We start from the raw sequence: 16,945 nt of genomic DNA, 5'->3' as shown, positions 1-16,945 counted from the left end.
ATACTTAGAGAAGCAAATTTGATTTTCTCTTATGCGGCTGCTTTAGGTAACTACTCAGCACCCCCTATGGGCATGAGTAATCGTCTTACTGTTGTACTACAGCAAGAATTGCATTGAATTTCGAATTTCCGTTCTTCATAGCAGTTTCAGCGATGGAGTGCAGCTTGGCAAAATCATCGGCACCGCCGTCTGTTCGGAAGCAACCACTGACTTTCTGTTTTATCTTGATTTTCCTAACTCCCCGCTCACTGGCATTGTTATCGTATGGCACACTTGGATTGGAGAGAAAGGTGAACAGGTAGTCTTTGACCTTAAGGATACCTCTCTTGAATTTCTCAAACTCGTTATCTAAATGCGTGAGGCTTTCACCCAAGAGGTTCTTCATCTTAGTCTTCAGTACTTTTATCTTTCTAGAGGTAATGTTGCCCTCTCTTCTGAGATTTATAGAGTGTTCTATCAGTTGGATGAATCTCCGTGCCCAGTCCTGGTTTGAATCCAATTCGTTCAGATACTCTGCATTCCTAAGGAGATGAGCCAGACAGACCTGATGATCCTTAACATTCATCTTGAAGTAGCTCTGGTGTCTGTCTGTCACAAGTGTCGAATAGGGAAGTCCCTTTGGAAACTTGGAATCTATGGCCTTCTGACCTCGCGATTCTGACTGGAACACGTATGTAAGCAGGTCGTTCTGGAATATCCAGTTCCAATGCAGATGCTTTCCTACCGCAGCACCTGTTTCATCGGCTCCTACGACAGACGCTGTTTCCAGCCTCTTGCGTATTTCCTCGTATGCACTATCTGCCTTGCCGCTATTCTCTTTGAGTATGTTCTGCACTGTTCCCTCACTTATATTCTGGCCGGACAGGTCGGATATAAGTTCTGCAATCCTTTTGAACGGAATACACTGCACTACATTGAGGTATGTCACCAGTGCACGGAGGTTGTCACCATACTTGATACGACAGTTGGGAGCTTCGCAGTTGTTTACGCAACCGCATTCACAGACCTTCTCGTAATACTGTTCCTCACAGGTCTCTACGACCACCTTGATATCAACAATCTGTGTCTTACGGATCTTCTGGCATGGTATATCAATCAAGAGCCGACCACAGCATTTACAATAGACTGGTTCGTGCTTTACAATTACGTCTGGTTCTGCAACAGTCTGTAGTGTGTGCCCCTTGTGGCCAGGCTGTCCACCGCTCGGCTTTCCGCTTGGCTTGCGAAGAGACTTTGTCCTGCGCTGCTCACGGGAAGCGATACTTTCTTGGGATGGAGGGATACTACTGTTGCTGCTGTTTTTCTCGGGCTTCCCTGGTGTACTTGACGTATCGTCAGCAGCTTCCTCGAGTTCCTTGATGCGCTCTTTAGCAACGGCAAGTTCTGTCTTTAGATTATGTATCTCTACGTCCTTCTGGTTAATGACACGGTTGAGGCGTCCGATCTCCGCTGTCTTCTCGGAGTCGGACTTCTCAAGCTTGCGCAGACGCTGGTTTATCTGGCGCAAAACAATATCTATGTCAGTACAGTCGTTTGCCATTGTTTTTGGTGCAAAGATAAGCATTTTTATCCACATGGCAAAATCACGATTTACATCCCTTAACGCAGACTTTTGACTTGTGGAAAATGCAAAAACGTATCTCCTGCCAGATAAATTGTTGAAGGGCGATAATAGCCAAAGGAGACTTGCTGGCAGCATCACCGAAAAAGAACTCGCAAAATGAGCTGTTTTAAACAACCTACGTCCTCACCGACTCAATCATTAAAGAGTTTGTAATGATGATGAAAATAAGCAAAATCAAGTTTATGCTTTATTAACGAGAAGTTTTCTATAGGGGTGCTGAGTAGTTACTGCTTTAGTGCTTTATGTTAAAAATCCTAACTCATAGCTTTCTCCTCTAAAACTCACCGTTTCTTGGGTCTGAAGTCAGCGTTTTCTATTTGGGAACTCATTGACAGGATGGAAATCCTTGTATTTCTTTATGATTTCATGCAAAAAAAATAACACGGACAAATTGAATTTGTCCGGACAATTTGTCCGGTGGCTTGTAATACGTTGATTATTGGTCGGTTATGAGCGTCCGGACAGGCAATCCGGACAAATTCAATTTGTCCGTGTGTTTTTTTTCTTGTTGAGTACTGATAGCAGTGAAGGCTATCAGCCAATGCTGGCAAGCAAGAGGGTGGAATATGTCGGAAAGGCAGTAAAGGTACAGATGTAAGTGTTACATAAAATAAAGTATTTGGTAATTATGATAAAGTAGAATTCTGCTTTTTTGCTTACCTTTGCATCCATAAATAACAATTTAATCAACTAATAATTAATTTAAATCATAAAATGACTAGATACAGAATGATTTTATCCCTGCTTTTGGCTGGCATGGGAACTGCTGCAACAGCACAGAACATCAACTTGCCAATCATCCAGACCAAGTACACAGCCGATCCTGCACCTTATGTGCACAACGATACGGTTTATCTCTATACCACCCACGATGAGGATGGGGCTGAGGGCTTCCTGATGAAAGACTGGCTGCTCTACACCTCAACGGATATGGTAAACTGGCAAGACCGCGGTGCCGTGGCTTCATTGAAAGACTTCAAGTGGTTCAAGGGCGAGAATGGTGCCTGGGCAGAGCAGGTCATCGAGCGCAATGGCAAATGGTATATGTATTGTCCTATCCATGGTCATGGCATCGGAGTGCTGGTAGCTGATAATCCATACGGACCGTTTAAGGATCCTATCGGAAAACCTCTGGCATGGGAGGGCGACTGGTTCGACATCGACCCTACTGTATGGATTGATGATGATAACCAGGCTTACATGTATTGGGGCAACCCGGAGTTGAAGGCAGTGAAACTGAACGAAGACATGATTTCTTATTCTGATTCCATCATGCACTTCCAGAAGATTCAGGATTATCAGGAAGGTCCTTGGTTCTGGAAGCGCAATGGCAATTATTATCTGGCTTATGCTTCTACCTGCTGTCCTGAGGGCATCGGTTATGCGATGAGCAAGAATCCGCTCGGACCGTGGGAATATAAGGGACATATCATGAACCATACGCCTCGTACTCGTGGCAATCATCCGGGCATCATCGACTATAAAGGCAAGAGCTATTGCTTCGGCTTGAATTATGACATCTTCCGTTTGAAGACGGGGCGTCATGCCGAGCAGCGTTCTGTTTCTGCGGCCGAGATGACATACAATCCTGACGGAACCATCCAGGAGTTGCCATACTTCCAGGATTGCAAGTTGGAGCAGATAGAATGGTTCAACCCTTATCGCCAGGTTGAGGCTGAGACGATGGCTTGGGGCTATGGATTGAAGACGCAGCCTAAGAACGAATGGGCGCAGAAGGACAGATGGAACCAGGTGGTTACGAATGTTGATGAGGGAAAGTATATCCTCGTGAAGGGTGTTGACTTCAGGAAGGGTGCAGGTAAGTTTGAGGTTTCTGCCTCTTGCCACATGTTGGGCGGCAGCATCGAAATCCGTCTTGATGGGGTAAACGGCCAGTGCATCGGCAAGGTGGATATCAGCAACACCAAGGACGAATACAAAACATTCTCTACCCGGGTGAAGAAGGTAAAGGGTGTTCACGACCTCTACTTCGTTTTCAAGGGAGGCGACATCCAGAAGCAGAACCTCTTCTTCCTGGATTGGTGGAAGTTTAGTGAGTAAGAAGAAACATTAAAAGAAGTGTTTTTTCATTGAAAGTTATAAGCTAAATGTAATTGTCCGCATATACACTTTTATTAAGAATTTAAAATAATATCAAATTATGAAGAAACAACTAATGATTGCTCTGCTGAGCATTGCGCCTGCCTTGGGTGTTGTGGCGCAAGATAAACTTTATAAGGATGAGTTCCCGCTGGGCGACATCACCCTTCTTGACGGACCATTGAAGCATGCTCGCGACTTGAACGTGCAGGTGCTCCTGAAATATGATTGCGACCGTATGCTGGCCCCTTATCGCAAGGAGGCTGGCTTGCAGCCTCGCAAACCTTCTTATCCCAACTGGGATGGACTGGACGGACATGTGGGTGGACATTATCTGTCGGCTCTTGCCATCAATGCAGCCACAGGCAATGAGGAATGCCGCAAGCGCATGGAATATATGATATCCGAACTCCAGCTGGTGCTTGATGCCAACAATCAGCGCCATGAAGCCTGGTGCCATAACTATATCGGTGGTGTTCCGAACAGTGCCAAGATGTGGACGGCTTTCAGTAAAGGAGATTTCGGACCTTATTTCGGAATATGGGCACCTTTCTATAACATTCATAAGATGTATGCAGGTCTTCGTGATGCATGGCTCTATTGCGGCAATGAACAGGCAAAGAATCTGTTTCTGAAGTTCTGTGATTGGGCTGTGGACATTACGCGTGATCTGAACGACGGACAGATGGAGAAAATGCTCGGTAACGAGCATGGAGGCATGAACGAGGTGCTTGCTGATGCATACGCTATTACCGGAGAGCAGAAATATCTGGATTGTGCCCGCCGCTTCTCCCACAGAATGTTGCTCGTTCCTCTGGAAAACGGCAAGGACTGCCTTGACAATATGCATGCCAATACGCAGATTCCAAAGGTTATCGGCTATCAGCGCATCGCTGAGTTGGCTCATGATGTGCAATATCACAATGCCAGCGAGTATTTCTGGGAAATTGTGACACGTCAGCGTTCGCTGGCTTTTGGAGGTAACAGCAGGCGTGAACACTTCCCGACTAAGGAAAATTGCATCGACTATATCAACGACATCGATGGACCGGAGTCTTGCAATACGTATAATATGCTGAAGCTTACTGAGAATTTGAACCGAGTGAAGCCTGATGGCATGTATGGCGACTTTTACGAGACTGCGATGTTCAACCATATCCTCTCTGCCCAGCATCCTCAACATGGAGGCTATGTCTATTTCACTTCCGCCCGTCCTCGCCATTATCGCAACTATTCTGCTCCTAATGAGGCGATGTGGTGCTGCGTGGGAACAGGTATGGAAGACCACGGAAAGTATGGACAGTTTGTCTGGACGCACGATAAGGGTGTGAAGGCGGAGGATGATGCGCTCTATGTGAATCTCTTCGTGGCTTCCGAGTTGAATTGGAAGGATAGAAAGATGGTGATTCGTCAGCAGACCGCTTTCCCGTATGCTGAAACATCTGTCGTAGAAGTAGCCAAGGGTAAGGGAACTTTCATCCTGAAAGTCCGTAAGCCATCCTGGTGTGAAAACTTCAAAGTGAAGGGTGTTGGTTTTGATGCCGATAGCTATGAGGAGAATGGATTTGTCTGTATGAAGCGCAAATGGAAGAAGGGTGACCAGGTAAAGATTTCTATGCCTATGCACGCTTACATCAAACCGATGATCAATGTGTCTCAGTATGTGGCAATCATGTATGGTCCTATCCTGCTAGGCATGAAGACGGGAACGGAGGATATGCGTGGACTCATTGCCGATGACAGCCGTTTCGGACAGTATGCCGGTGGAAAGAAACTGGCTCTTGACGAGGCTCCTATTCTGTTGCCGAAACATCTCGACGACATTGCCAAAAACCTGAAGCCAGTTCCTGCCAAGCCATTGCACTTTAAACTTGCCACCCACATGGAGAATACCATCGATGGTGAACTACAGCCTTTCTTCGAGATTCATGATTCTCGATATATGATGTATTGGTTGGCACTAGGCGAGAATGATTACAAGGCTTATATGCAGAAGTTGGCTGATGAGGAAAAAGCCCGTCAGGCTTTGGAGGCTAGAACCGTGGATAAGGTGAACCCTGGAGAACAGCAGCCAGAGACCGACCATCGTATGGAGACAGATGATTCGAACAAGGGTAATACAGAGGGTATCTTCTTCCGTGATGCAAAGGATGGCCATTATTTCAGCTATCTGATGCAGACCAAGGGAGAGACTAATCTTAGCCTTCAGCTCAAGTTCTGGGGACAGGATGAATGGCGTACAAGTGAGTTTGATATTTATGTCAACGACAAGTTGCTTTGCAGCGTGAACAACAGTCATCGCTGGCGCACCACACAGTTTAAGACCGTTGATTATGCCATTCCTTCAGAGTTTGTTAAGGGCAAGAAGGAAATAAGAGTGAAGTTTGTGGCTCATAAGGGCAAGCAAGTTGGACAGATTTATGGTGTGAGACTTGTGAAGCATTAATTGTAGAAAAGTATATGTTAGCATATATTCTACTCAAGAATGAGACAAGTGCATCAATCACCAATAGAGTTTGTGTAGTAAGATAAACTTAATAAAGTTTTTGAAACATTCGATAAAGTCATTATGATTGTTTTTTCGTAATTTTGCAGCGTTAAACGAATAAACAATCATAATGATGAATACAACGAAAAACTTGGCTCTCAGAAAGCCGTTACTGATAAGCGCATGGCTGCTTGCCATGCAGGGTGCTACCTATGCACAGAACCCAATCGTGCAAACACAGTTAACTACCGACCCAGCACCTCTGGTTGTCGGAGACCGTCTCTATGTATATACCGGTCATGATGAAGATAAGGCTGACTTTTTCTGGATGAACGAATGGCGTGTGTATTCCACCAAGGATATGGTGAACTGGACAGACCATGGTTCTCCGCTCGACCTCAGTTCTTTTTCCTGGGCAGACGACCGTGCCTGGGCAGCACAGACCATCGAACGTAATGGTAAGTATTACTGGTATATCTGTGCGCACTCTAAACTGACGGGCGGAATGGCTATCGGCGTAGCTGTGGCTGATTCTCCTACCGGTCCGTTCAAGGATGCGCTGGGAAAACCGCTTTTCGATAATGGAAGTTGGGACAATATCGACCCAACGGTTTGGATGGACGAGGATGGTCAGGCTTATCTCTATTGGGGTAATCCACATCTTTACTATGCCAAACTGAATAAAGATATGATCAGCTTCAAGGGTGGTATAGATGCTAAGGCAGCTGTTGATGAAAAGCGTGAAGTGGGCAGAATCGTGATGACTGAGGAGGGATTCGGCTCGCCTGACGTGGAGAAGCGTGATTCTACCCGAAAATATAAAGATTGCTACACAGAGGGACCTTGGTTCATGAAGCGTGGCAAGAACTATTATATGCTTTATGCTGCAGGTGGAGTGCCTGAGCACATTGCTTATTCCATGAGTAAGAAGCCTTTCGGACCATGGAAGTATATGGGCGAAATCATGCCATTGGAAGATACGGGTTCCTTTACTAACCATTGCGGTGTGAGCGACTTCAAGGGCAAGTCTTATTTCTTCTATCATACGGGTAAACTGGGTGGCGGATTCGGACGCAGTGTGGCTGTGGAAGAATTCAAATATAATGCCGACGGCACATTCCCAATTATCCACCATACTGAGGAAGGAGTAGCTCCTATCGCAACCCTCAATCCTTACAAGCGTCAGGAGGCTGAAACCATCGCTTTCTCTAAGGGAGTGAAGTCGGAGCAGACCGATGATACGGGTGTTTATATCTCAGAAATCCATACAGGTGATTATATCAAGGTACGTGAGGTGGATTTCGGAAATGAGAGTCCGGATGCATTTGCCATCTCTGCAGCGTGCTCTTCGCTTGGAGGTTCGCTGGAGGTTCATCTCGATAAGGAAGATGGCGAACTGGTGGCAAAACTTGATGTTACCAAGACGGGTGGCTGGGAAAAGTGGAAGACTTTCTCTGCGCAAATGCTAAAGAAAGTGACAGGAAAGCATGATATATACTTCGTGTTCAAGGGATTGAAGGGAAGTAAACTCTTCAATTTCGACTGGTGGAAGTTTGAGAAGAATTTCGCCAATCCTGTGGTTTGGGCTGATGTGCCTGATGTGGATGTAATCCGTGTGGGCGACAGCTTCTATATGGTGAGCACCACCATGCATCTGATGCCGGGTGCGCCTATCATGAAATCGAAGGATCTGGTGAACTGGGAAACCGTGAACTATATCTTCCCTAAACTTACCGATTCGCCTAAGTATGACATGAAGGAGGGTACGGTGTATGGTCGTGGTCAGTGGGCTACTTCGCTGCAGTATCATCGTGGCAAGTTCTATGCGCTCTTTGCTCCGAATGATAATCCCGGTGGAGAGACTTATATCTGTACAGCCGATGATATCGAAGGCAAATGGACTATCCACAGCCGTTTGCAGCATTTCCATGATGCCGCTCTCTTCTTCGATGACGACGATAAAGCATACGTGGTTTATGGAACGGGAGAGATGGTGCAGCTGAATGCCGACCTGACGGAAGTGGTGCCGGGCAGCCATCGTAAACTCTTTGAGCGTGATGCTGATGAAACGGGTTTGCTCGAAGGCTCCCGCATGATCAAGCACAACGGCAAGTATTATCTCCTGATGATTTCGTGGCCACAGGGACATCCTCGTCGTGAGGTTTGTTATCGTGCAGATCACATTCAGGGCCCTTACGAAAAGAAGGTGATTCTGGAAACGGAGTTTGCCGGATTCAATGGCGTAGGACAAGGTACGATTGTAGATGATAAGGATGGCAACTGGTATGGCATCGTATTCCAAGACCGTGGTGGTGTGGGCAGAGTGCTCACGCTGGAGCCATGTACCTGGAAGGACGGATGGCCTATGCTGACCGATGAGAAGGGAAATATTCCTGCCGAAATGCAGAAGCCTGTGCTGGGCTACGGTGGCAAGGGACTCGTGTATAGCGACGATTTCTCGAAGGATAAACTGGAACTGCAGTGGCAGTGGAACCACAATCCTGTGGATAATGCCTGGTCGCTCACAGAGCGCAAGGGCTGGCTCCGCCTGAAGACATCCCGTATTGTTCCTAACATCTTCCTGGCTCCAAATACCATCAGTACTCGTACCGAAGGACCAACCTGCGAGGGAATCATCAAGATGGATGTGAGCAAGATGAAAGATGGCGATGTGGCTGGTCTGTCAGCCTTCCAGGGTGATGCGGCCCTGCTTTCTATCGTAAAGGAAGGCAAGAAACTCTTTGTGGTGGGAACCAAGGAGAGTGTAGCTTTGACTGAAAAGGAAAAGGCGGTGACCGGTGTGAAGCGTGAGGAGGTGTATCGCCAGCCTTTGAATCTGAAGCAGGATAAGGCAACGAAATCAAGCATCATCTATCTGAAGATGAGTTGCGATTTCCATCTTCATCAGGATCTCGCCACCTTATTATATAGTATAGACGGCAAGACCTGGATTCCTGCCATCAAGGATTTCAAGATGCAGTATGATTATCGCCGCTTCTTTATGGGAACCCGTATCGCCATCTATAACTATGCAACAAAGGCTACCGGAGGATATATAGATGTAGATTCTTTTGAGTATTCTAAAAGAAAATAGGTTTAAAGTTTGAGATATTTTTAATTTTAACGGCACAAAGTGATGGAAAATCAAAAAGTTTTCTTATCTTTGTGCCGTTTTTAATTACTAATCAATGCTGATTTTATGAACAGAAATAAGATGATTTTGGGGGCTTGGGTCTTGGGACTATTGTTTCCGGTAGAGATGATGGCTAAGGCAAGTTGCACAGACAATAGTACTCGACTTTGGTATAATGCCCCTGCCCAGCAGTGGCTGGAGGCTCTGCCTATCGGAAACTCTCATCTGGGAGGTATGGTGTATGGCGGAACCACGGATGAGAATATCCAGTTGAATGAGGAGACTTTCTGGAGTGGCGGTCCTTATAACAACAATAGTAAGAAATCCCTGGAGAATCTGCCAAAGGTGAGGGAACTCATCTTCAATGGCAGGGAAGAGGGGGCGGCTGCTCTCATCAACCAGACTTTCATCCCTGGACCTCATGGCATGCGCTTCCTGCCGATGGCAAATCTGCATATCGCCATGAATAATCTGGGAAAGGCTGAGCAGTTTGTGCGCGACTTGGATTTGAAGAGGGCGATTGCCACGACTTCTTTCGTGATGGATGGCGTAAGATATACTCGTACTACCTTTGCTTCGCTGGCTGATGGCGTCATTGTTTGCCACATCAAGGCGAGTAGAAAGGGTGCCCTGAATATCGATGTTACCCTGGATTCGCCTTTTGAACATCAGACTCAGAAAACGCCTTCAGGGGTTATGCTGAAGGTGAAGGGACAAGACCAGGAAGGCATCAAGGCGGCTCTCACTGCCGAATGTGTGGCTGATGTAAGGACGGATGGCACCGAGGCAACCATCATCGTGAGTGCTGCCACTAATTTTGTGAACTATCACGATGTGTCGGGCAATGCAGCCCAGCGCAATGCCGACTATATAAATAAGGTGAAACTGATGAGTTATGCACAGTTGGAGAAACGCCATGTGGAGGCTTACCAGAAGCAGTTCGCTACTTCTTCTCTGATTTTGCCAACCGATATCAATGCTTCGTTGCCTACCAACCAACGCCTGGAGAAATTTGCGGGCAGCAAGGATATGGCGATGGTAGCGCTGATGTATAACTATGGTCGCTATCTGCTCATCTCCTCTTCCCAGCCTGGTGGACAGGCGGCAAACCTGCAGGGCGTTTGGAACGACAGCAAAAATGCACCTTGGGACAGTAAATATACCATCAACATCAATACGGAGATGAACTACTGGCCTGCTGAGGTAACGAATCTCGGTAACACCACGGAACCTCTGTATTCGCTGATTAAGGATTTGAGCGTAACGGGAGCACAGACGGCTAGGGAAATGTATGGTTGTCGTGGCTGGATGGCACATCATAACACCGATATCTGGCGCATAGCAGGTCCGGTGGACGGTGCGCAGTGGGGCATGTTTCCGAATGGCGGAGCCTGGCTCACTACCCATCTCTGGCAGCATTATCTCTATACGGGCGACAAGGCTTTCCTCAAGCAGTGGTATCCGGTGATAAAGGGTGCTGCTGAGTTCTATCTCGACTATATGCAGAAGTTGCCAGGCACAGAATGGAAGGTAACCGTGCCGTCGGTGAGTCCGGAACAAGGACCTAAAGGAAAGAAAACTGCCGTAACGGCTGGTTGCACGATGGATAACCAGATAGCCTTCGATGCCTTGACCAGTGCCGTGAAGGCTTCTGAAATATTAGGTGTTGATGAGGCTGAGCGCAAGGAGATGCAGCAGCTGGTTTCGCAGATTCCGCCGATGCAGATAGGAAAGTACGGACAGTTGCAGGAGTGGCTCGTGGATGCGGATGATCCGAAGAATGAGCATCGCCATATCTCGCATCTCTATGGATTGTATCCATCCAATCAGATTTCTCCTTTCTCTCATCCGGAACTGTTCCATGCCGCCGCCACCACTCTGAAGCATCGTGGCGACCAGGCTACGGGCTGGAGTCTGGGTTGGAAGACGAATTTCTGGGCACGCATGCTCGATGGTAATCATGCTTTCAGAATCATCAGCAATATGCTTCGTCTGTTGCCATCTGATGCGCAGGCAAAGGAATATCCTGATGGCAGAACCTATCCGAATCTCTTCGATGCCCATCCACCATTCCAGATTGACGGCAACTTCGGAGTAACAGCCGGTATCGCCGAAATGCTCCTGCAGAGTCATGATGGAGCCGTGCATCTCTTGCCAGCCTTGCCTGATGCCTGGAAAGAAGGAAGCGTAAAGGGACTTCGTGCCCGTGGCGGCTTTGTGGTGGATATGGACTGGAAGAATGGCAGACTGATGAAGGCGAAGATTCGTTCCACCATCGGAGGCATCCTGCGTCTTCGCTCATACGTACCGCTGAAGGCGAAAAAGCTGAAGAAGGCAGAAGGAAAATGTCCAAATATTCTTTTTGCATCTGCAGAAGTGAAACCTGTAGTGGAACAGCATCGGATAGCAGAAGGAGTGAAGGTTCCTATTCCTGACGTATATGAATATGACTTGGAAACAGAACCAGGAAGGACTTATCTGATTAAATAATGTCCTAAAATTACATTTGTTGCCATAAAAGTATCATTTTGTCCACCTCTGGTTGGATAATTATTCGTACTTTTGTGGCAATATTTTTTATAATAATCTTTTAGACCTATAAATGAGAATGAAGAAATTATTATTTGCAACCTGCTGCATCGCTTTTTTGAACGGTTCTTTGGGAGCTGCGGCGCAGAAAAAATCTGCAGCCAAGAATGTTCTGACACAGACTTTGAAAGGGAAGTCTTGGTCGGCAGATAATGGTAATGGTACCTTTACAAACCCTTTGTTTTATGATGAGTTTTCTGACCCTGATATTATCAGAGTAGGGGAGGATTACTATCTGGCGGGTACCACGATGCACAGTGTGCCGGGACTGGTGGTTCTCCATTCCAAGGATCTCGTAAATTGGGAGTTCTCTTCCTATTGCTTCGACCGCTTTGATGATTCTGATGATTTTAATCTCCGCAATGGCAAGGAGGCTTACGGACAGGGTATCTGGGCACCTGCCATCCGCTATCACAACGGAAAGTTCTATATCTTCTCTAATATCAACGGACATGGATTGCAGGTGTATATCTCGGACAGTGCCAAGGGGCCTTGGACGCATCATAAAGTTAATGGCGATATCTACGACCTCTCTGTGCTCTTCGATGAGGATGGCAAGATTTATGCCGTGCACAAGTATGGCAACGTGACCGTTACGGAGTTGAAGCCTGATTTGAGCGGTCCGGTAGAGGGCAGCAGCAAGGTGGTGATTCCGGAAGGCAATGCGATGGGTGAGGGACATCATATTTATAAAATCAATGGTATGTACTATATCCTCTCTGCAGATTATTCACCGATGGGCCGTATGCAGTGTGCCCGAAGTAAGAGTATCTGGGGACCTTATGAAACCTGCGTAATTAGCGAGCGTGAATCGTATGGTTATGCTGCTGGATGGAGCGTAGGTAACATGGGAATCGGTCGGCCTTTGCCGGAAGATGGTTTCAAATTCCAGAACAACAAGCCTAATGGTCTGAACCTGGGATGTGCTACCATTCATCAGGGTGGCATCGTGCAGGCTCCTGACGGAAAATGGTGGGGCGTTTCGATGCAGGACTTCAATGCCGTGGGAAGAACGGTGTGCCTGTCCCCTATCACTTGGGTTGACGGCTGGCCTTACTTCGGATTGGAGAAGAACCTGGGACGCTCTCCTCGTACCTGGTTCAAACCGAATGATATGGTAAAGACACCACAGGCTCCATACGACAGATGTGATGATTTCTCGGGTAAAACTTTTAAACCGGTTTGGCAATGGAATCATAATCCGAATGACAAGATGTGGTCGCTGAATAAGGAGCGAAAGGGCTGGCTTCGTCTGCATTCCATGTCTGCAAAGCAACTGCTTTGGGCAAAGAACTCGCTTACCCAGCGTGCCATCGGACCTGTTTCCTATACATCTGTAAAGTTGGATGCTTCCCGCTTGAAGGTAGGTGATGAGGCTGGACTAGGAGCCATCAATACGCCATACGCTTCCTTGGGAGTCGTAAAGACGGATAAGGGCTTGGTATTGAGATGCTATGACCAGAATACCAGCAAGGAGGTGGTTAAACCATTGGATAAAAAGGTAGTTTGGCTTCGCCTTTGGGGTGATTATGACAAGAGCCAGTTGCAATATTCCTATTCTCTGGATGGTATGAACTGGGAGAATATCGGTGAGCAGATGCTTTCACCTTATCAGTTGAAGACCTTCCAGGGTGTACGTGTGGCACTTTATGCCTTCAATAAGAAAAATGTGAATGGCGGTGTGGCTGATTTTGATGATTTCAAGGTGGAAGAGCCGATGGCAGACAGAACTGCCAATCTGCCTATAGGCAAGACCATAAGATTCTCTAATCTCGCTGATGGAAGTTTAATGGATGCTACCGGACATGGGGTAGTGCATAATTCTAGTAACCGAAACGACATGAGAAATCAGGTGAAGTTTGTTGTGGAGGATAGAGGTAAGGGAAAGATTGCTTTGAAGACGGCTGACGGACGATATGTTTATATTGCTGGTGCTGGTTTATCTGGTGATGTTCGTCTGACTTCCGACTCTTCCAAGGCAGAGGAGTTTGTATGGCAGGATATGCTTTATAACCGCTGCATGCTGCTTTCTCTGAAGACTCAGCGTTATGTAGGTAAAAATCCAATAGATGGAAGCCCTTATTCTGCAGATTTCCAGGGAACTGACGCCGGAATGAAGAACGGGTGTGTTTTCGGTTGGGAAGTTGTTGAGTAAAGATATCTGTTCTTTATAAATTAGAAGAGGCAGACTCTCGCTGTGGGGAGTCTGCCTCTTTTTCTTATGTGATATTGTTCGATTATTCGAAATAGAATGTAAGTGCTATTATTTTGCTATGTGCTGACTTGGCTGATAGTGTATATGGGAGTGTACTCTTGTCTTTTATGTTTTTGATGTGATTCTTATCGTATGTATCTGTTATTCCATACATGAATTTCAATTCAGGGCGAAGTTTGAAATAAGGCAGATAGAAATCACACCCCAATCCCAACTCCAGAAACAGATCTGTTTTCTTCAGTTTGATATAATCTTCGTTCTTGCTGTTCAGATTCATCATCGGGTTGATTCCTGCCATGATGTATGGGCGGTGATTGTTGAATCTCTGTGCTGCAAATATCAGATCGAGGGCACTGGAAATGTAAGCCGTCTTCATCTCCTGTTTCTGTTGGATCGGATTACCGGCTCCATCTTTTTCCAGCATGTTGTAGAAGGAGAGATGTCGGGTACCGAAATACATGGCTGGTGCTATGCGTAGCTGGAAGTAGGTGTTGAGACGGAATTCTCCTAGTACACCTACTGTAAATCCAGTATCCCATCTGTCCTGGTCTACTGTTACACAGCTTTGCTGCTCAATGCCGTCAGCATCAAGATAAGTCACCGGTCCTGCATTCTGGAATTCTATATCCTGGAAGTGGGTGCCTACTAATACACCGAAGTGGAATGGGCGCAAATCGGTATAAGGACGGTTTTCTACCGTTCTTTCCTGTGCGCCAGCCTGGATTGTGATGGCAAGGCTTATGATGAATGTCAATAGTTTCTGTTTCATATATTTATAACGGAATATTCCTCTTCATATTGCTTTCCGTTTTATTTCGATTATGTATAAATTAATCTAATTCTTGAAAATTCTTATACCTAATTGTAGGTATTTCAGAAATTATTATTATCTTTGCACCATAATTATTAGGTAATATACCTGATGTTATGAAGTAAGACAAATTAAAAGCATATTATACAAAAACATTATAAACATTTAAACATTAATAATTATGGCATACGTAATTGGTGACGATTGTATCGCTTGCGGTACATGTATTGATGAGTGTCCATCAGGTGCAATCTCTGAGGGCGATAAGTATTCAATCAACCCAGACCTCTGCACAGAGTGTGGCACTTGTGCTGATGTTTGCCCTAACGAGGCAATCAGTCTTCCTTAATCTATAAGGTAGATACTTTTAGTTACATAAAACATTGAGAGCGGTTTCCTTGGAAATCGCTCTTTTCGTTTTCCGTTGTTTATAGATTTGTTTACCTTTCTATCTTTTTAACTCATAGTATAAATCATAGAAACGAAAAGGGGATTGCATCAATAACTGATGCAATCCCCAATATGTTGTAGTTAATGTTATGCTTATTCACCTGGCTTGAGACCTGCCTTCTCGTAAGCATCGTTAGCCAACTTGTTCTGTGGATCAAGCTTCAGAAGCTTATCCCAGTATGGCTTAGCTGTATCGAAGTCCTGCTTGTCGTAGGTATAGATGAAGCCCATATACTGGTAAGATGTCTTCAGGTAGCTGAGCTCATCTTCATCACACTGCTTTGCTTCCAGCTCATTGATTACTTCTGTATAAGCAGCAATAGCCTTGTCGTCCAACTCATTCTGGAAAGCTGTGTTACCCTCTTGAAGTTTTGCAAATGGCTTCAATGTAGGATATTTCTCTGCCAACTTAGCGTATACGCCGATAGCCTTGTCGATATTCTCAACCTTCTTAGCTGGATCTTTCTTAGCCTTGTTTACATAGATTTCAGCAAGCTTCATGAAGTCTGTAGGAGCAGCATTTGGATTCTTATCCATGTACTGCTGGTTGTACTCCAATGCCTTGTCTTCATCGCCCAACTCCTTGTAAGCCTCAGAGATATACTGCAATGGCTTAGGGTCGTCAGCCTTCATCTCCAATGCCTTCTGGTACTGAGCAATAGCCTCATTATACTGTTTGTTGCCAGCCAAAGCCAAACCGTAATAAGAAATGATACTAGCATTCTTCTTGATAGAATCGGTGTTCATTACGATGTTTGCATGCTTGAGAGCAGATTCAAAGTTCTTTACGTCAACAGCAGCGCGCATAGCCAAAACCTGCATAGCTGCATCCTTAGGGAACTTCTGGATACCACTTTCGCAAAGGCTCAAACTTTCTTCCTTCTTTCCAACGATATAAGCAGTGAAAGCATATTCGTACTGAGTATACTCTTCAAGTGTGTTTGGCTTAGCCTTTGAGAAATACTCATAAGCCTTCTCGTAGTTGCCAGCGCTGAAGAAGTTGTGACCAGCTTCTGCCTCGATAGGATAGTTAGGGTTGATTTCTCTCAGCTTGTTCAAAGCTTCCGCACTAGCCTGTGGGTCAATTTTACGGTAAACGTTAGAATAGCTGATATATCCCTGAGGATTCTTAGGATCCATTGTCATACACTGACCATACCATGTAGCAGCCTCACCACCATTGTCCTGCATTGCATAGATGTCGCCTTTCAGAATGTAGGCGTCACCATAGTTCTTGAACTTAGCGATGACAGCATCAGCAACAGCGTTAGCCTGATCATAGTTCTTGTTCATTGCAAGAAGGTTACCCAAAGCAACCAATGCCTTAGGATCCTTTTTGAATTCCTTCTGGTATCCCTTGATTTCCTTGGCAAAAGCCTTAGGATCAGCGTTACCAGCCTTTAATGTAGTCTCTATAGGTTTCAGCATGTCCTTATAGTTGACATCCTGTGCCATTGCAGGTGCTGCCAAACCCATGACGAGCAAACCTGCTACTAAATATTTAATTGCTTTCATAATTCTACTTTTTTATATGC

The 16,945-nt window shown here is 45.9% G+C and carries 9 protein-coding genes; 6 read left to right on the top strand and 3 right to left on the bottom strand.

Annotated features, from left to right (window positions below; genetic code table 11):
• Window positions 1-85: 85 nt before the first annotated feature.
• Entirely contained in the window at window positions 86-1,540 is a 1,455-nt protein-coding gene (tnpC, locus tag ONT08_RS03640; RefSeq protein ID WP_264959263.1) for an IS66 family transposase, read from the bottom strand.
• Window positions 1,541-2,353: 813 nt separating this feature from the next.
• Between tnpC and ONT08_RS03635 the strand changes: the two genes are divergently transcribed.
• The 5 genes from ONT08_RS03635 to ONT08_RS03615 all read left to right on the top strand — a co-directional run bounded on the left by ONT08_RS03635 (window position 2,354) and on the right by ONT08_RS03615 (window position 14,089).
• Window positions 2,354-3,685, top strand: coding sequence for a glycoside hydrolase family 43 protein (locus tag ONT08_RS03635; RefSeq protein ID WP_437183623.1), 1,332 nt, complete (start codon window positions 2,354-2,356; stop codon window positions 3,683-3,685).
• Window positions 3,686-3,785: 100 nt separating this feature from the next.
• Window positions 3,786-6,170 (top strand): glycoside hydrolase family 127 protein, encoded by a 2,385-nt coding sequence (locus ONT08_RS03630; protein ID WP_264959261.1) that lies wholly within the window; start codon window positions 3,786-3,788, stop codon window positions 6,168-6,170.
• 175 nt (window positions 6,171-6,345) lie between these two features.
• Window positions 6,346-9,306, top strand: a complete 2,961-nt coding sequence (locus ONT08_RS03625) for a family 43 glycosylhydrolase (protein WP_437183617.1) — start codon at window positions 6,346-6,348, stop codon at window positions 9,304-9,306.
• Window positions 9,307-9,471: 165 nt separating this feature from the next.
• Window positions 9,472-11,835, top strand: coding sequence for a glycoside hydrolase family 95 protein (locus ONT08_RS03620; protein ID WP_264959562.1), 2,364 nt, complete (start codon window positions 9,472-9,474; stop codon window positions 11,833-11,835).
• A gap of 118 nt (window positions 11,836-11,953) precedes the next feature.
• Window positions 11,954-14,089: a family 43 glycosylhydrolase gene (locus ONT08_RS03615; RefSeq protein WP_264959260.1), complete on the top strand. Its 2,136-nt coding sequence runs from the start codon at window positions 11,954-11,956 to the stop codon at window positions 14,087-14,089.
• An 82-nt stretch (window positions 14,090-14,171) separates the two neighbouring features.
• On the opposite strand, the gene ONT08_RS03610 is transcribed toward ONT08_RS03615, so the two are convergent.
• Window positions 14,172-14,918, bottom strand: a complete 747-nt coding sequence (locus ONT08_RS03610) for a porin family protein (protein WP_117586469.1) — start codon at window positions 14,916-14,918, stop codon at window positions 14,172-14,174.
• A 223-nt stretch (window positions 14,919-15,141) separates the two neighbouring features.
• On the opposite strand from ONT08_RS03610, the gene ONT08_RS03605 reads away from it, so the two are divergent.
• Window positions 15,142-15,309: a 4Fe-4S binding protein gene (locus ONT08_RS03605; RefSeq protein ID WP_022120089.1), complete on the top strand. Its 168-nt coding sequence runs from the start codon at window positions 15,142-15,144 to the stop codon at window positions 15,307-15,309.
• A 194-nt stretch (window positions 15,310-15,503) separates the two neighbouring features.
• Here the strand turns inward: ONT08_RS03605 and ONT08_RS03600 are convergent, their stop codons facing one another.
• Window positions 15,504-16,925, bottom strand: a complete 1,422-nt coding sequence (locus tag ONT08_RS03600; protein ID WP_117586468.1) for a tetratricopeptide repeat protein — start codon at window positions 16,923-16,925, stop codon at window positions 15,504-15,506.
• Between the last annotated feature and the right edge of the window lie 20 nt (window positions 16,926-16,945).

The organism is Segatella copri, from assembly GCF_026015465.1.
GTDB classification, from domain to species: Bacteria; Bacteroidota; Bacteroidia; order Bacteroidales; family Bacteroidaceae; genus Prevotella; species Prevotella copri_E.
This window is presented reverse-complemented; position numbering and strand designations above follow the sequence as displayed.